A 6647-nucleotide genomic window follows, 5' to 3' on the forward strand; every position below is an offset into this window, starting at 1 on the left:
CATGCACCGGATCCGGCGTCACGCGTTGGTAACATTCCCGTCGGCCCACCGGCCGCGACCGCCGTCGTGACCGTCGGCGCCCCGACCCCACGGCCCGCCGAGGTGCCACCGCCGCATGATCAAGCTCGAGAACGTCACGAAGGTCTACAAGGGCGACGTCGTCGCCGTGAAGGACGGGTCCTTCGAGATCGGCAAGGGCGAGTTCGTGTTCCTCGTGGGCCCGTCGGGGTCGGGCAAGTCCACCCTGCTGCGGCTGCTCAACCGCGAGGAGGGCCCCCAGGCCGGGCGCATCTACGTGGCCGGCAAGGACATCGGCGAGCTCAGCTCGTGGAAGATCCCCTACCTCCGTCGCAACATCGGCAGCGTCTACCAGGACTACAAGCTGCTGCTGAACAAGAACGTCTATGAGAACGTGGCCTTCGCCCTCGAGGTCATCGGCCGGCCCCGCCACGTCACCAAGACCCAGGTCCCCGCCATCCTGGAGCTCGTCGGCCTGGCCAAGAAGCAGAAGAACTACCCCAACGAGCTCTCCGGCGGTGAGCAGCAGCGGGTGTCGATCGCCCGGGCGTTCGTCAACCGGCCGCTGATCCTCCTCGCCGATGAACCCACCGGCAACCTCGACCCGGCCACCTCGGTGGGCATCATGCGCCTCCTCGACCGCATCAACCGCACCGGCACGACCGTGGTGATGGCCACCCACGACCGCAGCATCGTCGACACCATGCGCCGACGGGTGATCGAGCTCGACCGGGGCACGATCGTCCGCGACCAGGCGCGCGGCGTCTACGAGTAGGGACGACCACCCATGGCCCTCAACGCCGGCTACGTCGCCCGGGAGACGACCCAGAACCTGGGTCGCAACCCCACCCTGACGCTTGCGTCGATCATCACCGTCGCCATTGCCCTCACCCTCGCGGGGGTCGCCCTGCTCGTCCGCGAGGGCACCAACAACCTGGCCGGGAAGTTCCGGGGCGACGTCGAGCTGATCATCTTCCTCGACCCCGCGATCTCCGGCGAGCAGCGCGCCGCCATTCAGACCTCCCTCGACCGCAACCCCGAGGTCAGCGAGTTCGCCTACGTCGATGAGCGCGAGGCCTTCGAGGAGGCCCAGGACCTCTTCGCCGATCAGCCCACCATGCTGCGGTTGCTCCGCGAGGGCGACGTACCGACGTCGTTCCGGGTCGAGCCGACCAACCCCGACTTCCAATCCGTGGTGGCCCTGCGCGGCATCTATGAGCGTGAGGCGGGGGTGCAGCAGGTCGAGAGCGCCACCGAGGCGATACGGGCGATCCAGGAGCTCACCGAGAAGCTGAACTTCGGAGTGCTGTTCGCGTCCGCGGTCAGCGCAGGGGTGTCGGTGCTGTTGATCTACAACACGATCCGCACCGCCATGTTCGCCCGGCGGCGCGAGATCGAGGTGATGAAGCTGGTTGGTGCCACCAACTGGTTCATCCGGGTGCCGTTCATCCTCGAAGGGGTGGTCCAGGCCCTGCTCGGCGGCGCGCTCGCGGTCGGGTTGCTGCTCGGGCTGAACGTGGTGCTCTTCGGCGCCCTGGCCGAGAACCAGTACTTCGAGCTGTTCCAGAACTTCGACTTCACCATCGCCACCGTGGTCGGCACGTCGGTGCCCCTGGTGCTCGTCGGTGTGGCCATCGGTGCCCTGGGCTCGGGCTTCGCCGTCGGCCGCTTCCTCGACGTCTGACCCCGCCGGCCCCCCCGGGCCTCTCGCTCACCCTCGCGCCTCGATCCCGACCCCGCTGAGCCCGCCCTCGGACCTCTTACCTCGTTCCGCTCCGGTCCCCGCCGATGAGGTCACCGACGGCCAGCTCGAACGAGGCGTAGGGCACCGACAGGGCATCAGGCGGGCGGCGCTCGTGACGAGTGTGGTAGCCGGACGGCCGTGGGTCGGTGTGCTCGTACCCGCTCCCAGTCACCTTCGCTGGGGCCGACGGTCAGGCGGCGTGGGTGTCGGGTCCGAGCTCGACGGGGAGGTGGGCGACGCCGCGGAGCACCATGCGCCCGTTCCAATCGATGTCGTCGGTGGCGAGGGCCAGCTCGGGGAAGCGGCGCAGCAGGCGGGGGATGGTCTGGCGCCCTTCGAGGCGGGCCAGCGCGGCGCCGAGGCAATGGTGGACCCCGCTGCCGAAGGAGATGTGGTGATGGGCGTCGGCCCGGGTGATGTCGAGCTCCTCGGCCGTGGGGCCGAACTTGGCCGGGTCGCGGTTGGCGGCGCCGAGCCCGGTGAGCATGATCTCGCCGGGGCCGACTGTCGCACCGGCGACCTCGATCGGCTCGAGCGCGATGCGCCGCGAGAACTGGACCGGGCTTTCGTAGCGGAGCAGCTCCTCGATGGCGCCCTGGTCGAGTCCTGGGTCGTTGCGCAGCAGGGTGGCCTGGTCGGGGTGGCGCAGCAGGGCGAGGAGGCCGTTGCCGATGAGGTTCACGGTGGTCTCGTGGCCGGCGAGGTACAGCAGGGTGACGTTGTCGGCAAGCTCCTCGTCGCTGAGGGTGGCCCCGTCGTCCTCGGCCTGCACCAGGCCGGTGAGCAGATCGTCGCCCGGGTTCGCCCGCTTCCAGGCCACCGCCTCGGCGATGAGCACCTGCAGCTGCTCGCTGGCGGCGAAGATCTCATCGGCGTGGACCATGGCCAGCACCGGGTCGAGCACCTGGGTCACGGTCTGTGACAGCGAGCGCAGGTGGCCTTTGTCGATCGAGTCGGGCATGCCCAACATCTCGTGGATCACCTGGAACGGCAGGGGGAAGGCCAGCTCGGCGATGAGGTCGACGGTCCCACCGACGGCCGCCGCCGCGGTCATCCGTTCATCCGCGACCTCGGCCACGCGCGACTCGAGGCGGGCGACGGTGCGAGGCGTGAAGGCCTTGGAGACCAGCTTGCGGATGCGGGTGTGGTCCGGGGGGTCGGTGCCGAGGATCGAGCGGCTGCGACGAGCGCCCCGCTCGCGGGCCGCGGCCTCGAGCGCGTCGGTACGGTCCCGGATCACGGCGTTGGCCTCGTTGACGCTGGTGCCCCCGAGGCGCAGCACCTGGTGGCAGTCAGCCCACCGGGACAGGAACCACAGCCCCATGGGAGAGTGGTGCACCGGGTCGTTCTCGCGCAGGTCCCGGTACTGCCCGTAGGGGTCGTCGTAGAAGCCGGGGGCGAAGGGGTTCAGGCCCGACATGAGCGGTTCCCCCTCGACGCCGGCCCCGCTCTCGTCATCCGGGAGGTGAGCGGGCGCGTTGACGCTCGAGGCAGATGAGTCGACCACGGCGGTGAGGCTACGCCCTCGAGTAGGAAGTTGCACACACCGTGCGAGGTTCGACAGCGTCGGTCGCTCCTGACAGGATCGCACCCGTGCCCGCCCACCCCCTCCGTGCCGCCGCCGCCATCGTCGGGGTGGCCGACGCCGCCGACCGGTCCGGCATGCTCGAGGGCACCGTCACCGAGATCGAGGCCCGGATGGTGCGCGAAGCCCTCGACGACGCCGGGCTCACCCTGGCCGAGGTCGACGGGCTGTGCATCAACAACGGTCTGGGCTGGGCGCCGAGCCTGGAGCTGGCCGAGCGCCTGGGCATCACCCCCCGGTGGACCGACTCGACCCAGACCGGCGGATCGAGCTTCGAGATCCACGTCCACCACGCGGCGGCGGCCATCGCCCTCGGGCTCTGCGAGGTCGTCGTCGTCGTGTACGCCGCGACGCCCCGGTCGGACCACAAGTCCGGACGGGGCGGGTGGCGCAGCCGCTCGACCACGGGCGCCACCCCCGCCGCGGAGTGGGAGCTGCCCCACGGTCTGCGCATGCCGATGGGCGCCTACGCCCTCGCCGCCAGCCGCCACATGCACGACTACGGCACCACCTCCGAGCAGCTGGCCGAGATCGCGGTGCAGACCCGGGAGTGGGCAACGATGAACCCCCGGGCCCGCCTGCAGGAGCCCATCACCGTCACAGACGTGCTCGGGTCGCCGATGGAGGCATCGCCGCTGCACAAGCTCGACTGCTGCCTCGTCACCGACGGCGCCGGGGCCGTGGTCCTCACCTCCGCCGAACGGGCCCGCGACCTGCGGCGGTCGCCGGCCTACGTCCTCGGTGCCGGCACCGGCCACACCCACTCGATGATCAGCCAGATGCCGACGCTCACCGAGACCGGGGCGGTGATCTCCGGGCGCGACGCCTACGCCGTCGCCGGGCTGGGACCGGCCGACGTCGACGTGGTCGAGCTGTACGACTCGTTCACCATCACCGTGCTGTTGGCCCTCGAGGACCTGGGCTTCTGCCCCAAGGGCGAGGGCGGGGCCTTCGTGGCCGACGGACCGCTCCGCCCCGGTGGGTCGCTCCCGGCCAATACCAACGGCGGGGGCCTGGCCTACACCCACCCCGGCCAGTACGGCATGTTCCTGCTCGTCGAGGCCGCCCGCCAGGTGCGGGGCGACAACGGCGACCGTCAGGTGCCCGGCGCCGAGGTCGCCCTCGCCCACGGCTCCGGCGGGGTCCTCTCGGCCATGGCGACCGTCATCCTCGGTTCCGAGGCCACCCGGTGAGCGAGCGCAGCGAGCGAACCCGAGGGCACGGGCTCTCTGACGGTGGAGCGTGCGGAGCCGTCAGCGCTCATTGGTGCCCGGCGATGCGAACCCGATCGGATGTGTCCCACGCCGAGGTGGTGCACCAATGATCGAGCGCCGCGAGCGAACCAGACAGCACGGGCTCTCTGGCGGCGGAGCCTGCGGAAGCCTCCGCGCTCACCGGTGCGCCCTGCGGTCGACTCGGGCGCAGAAGCGACCAGCTCGCGAGCACCGGTGAGACCGGGCGAGCGCCGCGAGCGAACGACGACCACGCCGGAGCGGCCCGTGCCCCCGGAGTCGGTGGCCGGTGCCCCGTTCTGGGCCGCCACCCGCCAGCAGCGCTTGGTGCTGCCCTGGTGCGCCGCCTGCGACGAGCCCCACTGGTATCCCCGCGGCTTCTGCCCCCGGTGCCTGGGCTCCGACATCGACTGGCGCCCGTCGGAGGGGCGGGCTGTCGTGCACGCGGTGTCGGTGCAGCCCCGCGCCGCCCACCCCGCCCTCGCCGACCGGGCACCCTACGCCGTCGCGCTCGTCGACCTCGACGACGGCGTGCGCATGATGCTGGCCGTCGCCGCCGATGACCCGTGGGCGGTCCGCGTCGGCGACCCGGTGGGACTCGGGTGGGAACCGCTGGCCGACGGGCGCCACCTCCCCGTCGCGGTCCACACGGACTGAGGATCGCGACCAATCAGGTGGCACAATGGTGCGTTGCGTACAGGCTGGACACGGCCCGTCGTGCCCGCTCTCGCCGTTCGACCCCCCAGGAGCCCCCAGCGTGACCTTCAAGGTCGGAGACCGCGTCGTCTACCCGCACCACGGTGCCGCGGTGATCAAGAAGAAGGAGAAGATCGAGGCCTTCGGCGAGAAGCGCGAGTACCTCGTGCTCCAGATGGTGCACGGTGAGCTGACCCTGCGGGTGCCGGTCGACAAGGCCGAAGAGGTCGGCATGCGGCCGCCCATCAGCCGCTCGGATGTCGAGGACCTGTTCCGCCTGATCGGCAAGCGCGACGTGCGCGAGCCCGCCAACTGGAGCCGCCGGTTCAAGAACCACCAGGAGAAGATGAAGTCCGGCGACGTCTACCAGGTCGCCGAGGTGGTCCGGAACCTCGCGCTCCGCGAGGCGGGAAAGGGCCTCTCCACGGCCGAGAAGTCGATGCTGGAGCGGGCCCGGGGCATCCTCGTCTCCGAGCTCAGCTTCGCCCTCGACGTCACCGAGGACGACGCCCTCGACAAGCTCAACGCCGGCCTCCAGTAGGCACTTGGTAGAGTCGCAGCTCACCAAGTGAACGGAGTGCGAGCCCATGACGACAGCAGCAGATTTCCTGGTCTCGAGTAGCGGCCAGATGTCCGTCCCTGCCGCGGTTCGCCACCGGTGGGGCCTCATCGAGGGCGGACGGGTGACGGTGATCGATCTCGGCGACGTCGTCGTGCTGCTCCCGCCCGGTGGACGACAGCGTCTCCTCGCCGATGCCCTGACCGCGGAGCAGCACCGTGAGTTCGTGGCGGACCTCGACGACAGCGACCTCGACACCACCTGAATGAGCACGGTCGTCGTCGATGATCACCTTCTGCGCGATGTGCTCACCGGCGAGCAGCCTCGCGACCTCGGTGGCATCGCATCGGACCTGGCCACAACCGGCCTGTGGTTGTTCCGACTCAGCAGCTCCTTCGCCGATCCACGCGCTGCCGGCAAGCTATCCGCCCCTGTCGCGGGTCTCCCTGCAGAGCTCCAAGCGCAGTTCCGTGCGCAGCTCACTGTGCTCCCCGACGACATCGAGGTGCTTCACCTCCGACAGATCGCCTGGCCGATGGCAGAGATGCAGCGCCGGCACCGAGCCCTCGGCCATCATCTGTCGGCGGCGATGGTGGAGGCGCTGACCGCAGCTCACCAGCTCGGCGCGGCGATAGCCGTCGCGGGAAGCGATGTCGGCCCCGCTCTACGCGCCGCCGCCGAACACGACGGCATCAGCTTCCACATCCTGTAGACCACCGGCTCTCAGTCGGCGCGCGAGACGGCGCGCTGGCGGCGCGAGAGCTGGGCCAGCTCCTCGGCTGACGCCATGGCGGTGCGCACGCTCTCCTCGAG

Annotated in this window: 8 protein-coding genes; 7 read left to right on the forward strand and 1 reads right to left on the reverse strand. The window is 70.5% G+C overall.

Features of this window, described 5'->3' with window-relative positions; genetic code table 11:
• The first annotated feature begins 115 nt into the window (after nt 1-115).
• Both ftsE and VNL12_RS18795 read left to right on the forward strand, forming a co-directional pair.
• A complete protein-coding gene (gene ftsE, locus VNL12_RS18790; RefSeq protein WP_325596584.1) occupies nt 116-793 on the forward strand; it encodes a cell division ATP-binding protein FtsE in 678 nt (225 codons plus the stop codon).
• A gap of 12 nt (nt 794-805) precedes the next feature.
• Nucleotides 806-1702 carry a cell division protein FtsX gene (locus VNL12_RS18795; RefSeq protein ID WP_325596586.1) on the forward strand — a complete coding sequence of 299 codons (897 nt, stop codon included), beginning with the start codon at nt 806-808 and terminating at the stop codon, nt 1700-1702.
• A gap of 250 nt (nt 1703-1952) precedes the next feature.
• Here VNL12_RS18795 and VNL12_RS18800 read toward each other — a convergent pair whose 3' ends face one another.
• Nucleotides 1953-3269 carry a cytochrome P450 gene (locus tag VNL12_RS18800; protein WP_325596588.1) on the reverse strand — a complete coding sequence of 439 codons (1317 nt, stop codon included), beginning with the start codon at nt 3267-3269 and terminating at the stop codon, nt 1953-1955.
• 86 nt (nt 3270-3355) lie between these two features.
• On the opposite strand from VNL12_RS18800, the gene VNL12_RS18805 reads away from it, so the two are divergent.
• From VNL12_RS18805 to VNL12_RS18825, 5 genes are all read left to right on the forward strand, one after another.
• Nucleotides 3356-4540, forward strand: a complete 1185-nt coding sequence (locus tag VNL12_RS18805; protein ID WP_325596590.1) for an acetyl-CoA acetyltransferase — start codon at nt 3356-3358, stop codon at nt 4538-4540.
• A gap of 306 nt (nt 4541-4846) precedes the next feature.
• Nucleotides 4847-5236 carry a Zn-ribbon domain-containing OB-fold protein gene (locus VNL12_RS18810; RefSeq protein ID WP_325596592.1) on the forward strand — a complete coding sequence of 130 codons (390 nt, stop codon included), beginning with the start codon at nt 4847-4849 and terminating at the stop codon, nt 5234-5236.
• 100 nt (nt 5237-5336) lie between these two features.
• Entirely contained in the window at nt 5337-5816 is a 480-nt protein-coding gene (locus tag VNL12_RS18815) for a CarD family transcriptional regulator (protein ID WP_325596594.1), read from the forward strand.
• Between the two features lie 46 nt (nt 5817-5862).
• Nucleotides 5863-6099 carry an AbrB/MazE/SpoVT family DNA-binding domain-containing protein gene (locus VNL12_RS18820; protein WP_414654937.1) on the forward strand — a complete coding sequence of 79 codons (237 nt, stop codon included), beginning with the start codon at nt 5863-5865 and terminating at the stop codon, nt 6097-6099.
• On the forward strand, nt 6100-6546 hold the full coding sequence (locus VNL12_RS18825) for a hypothetical protein (RefSeq protein ID WP_325596597.1): 447 nt from the start codon (nt 6100-6102) through the stop codon (nt 6544-6546). It begins immediately after the preceding gene.
• The last annotated feature ends 101 nt before the right edge of the window (nt 6547-6647 follow it).

This window comes from Iamia sp. (genome assembly GCF_035575815.1).
Lineage (GTDB): Bacteria > Actinomycetota > Acidimicrobiia > Acidimicrobiales > Iamiaceae > Iamia.

Coding starts and splice junctions, on each gene's coding strand:
- ftsE (WP_325596584.1), top strand. CDS start 116: ATGATCAAGCTCGAGAACGTCACGAAGGTCTACAAGGGCGACGTCGTC.
- VNL12_RS18795 (WP_325596586.1), top strand. CDS start 806: ATGGCCCTCAACGCCGGCTACGTCGCCCGGGAGACGACCCAGAACCTG.
- VNL12_RS18820 (WP_414654937.1), top strand. CDS start 5,863: ATGACGACAGCAGCAGATTTCCTGGTCTCGAGTAGCGGCCAGATGTCC.
- VNL12_RS18825 (WP_325596597.1), top strand. CDS start 6,100: ATGAGCACGGTCGTCGTCGATGATCACCTTCTGCGCGATGTGCTCACC.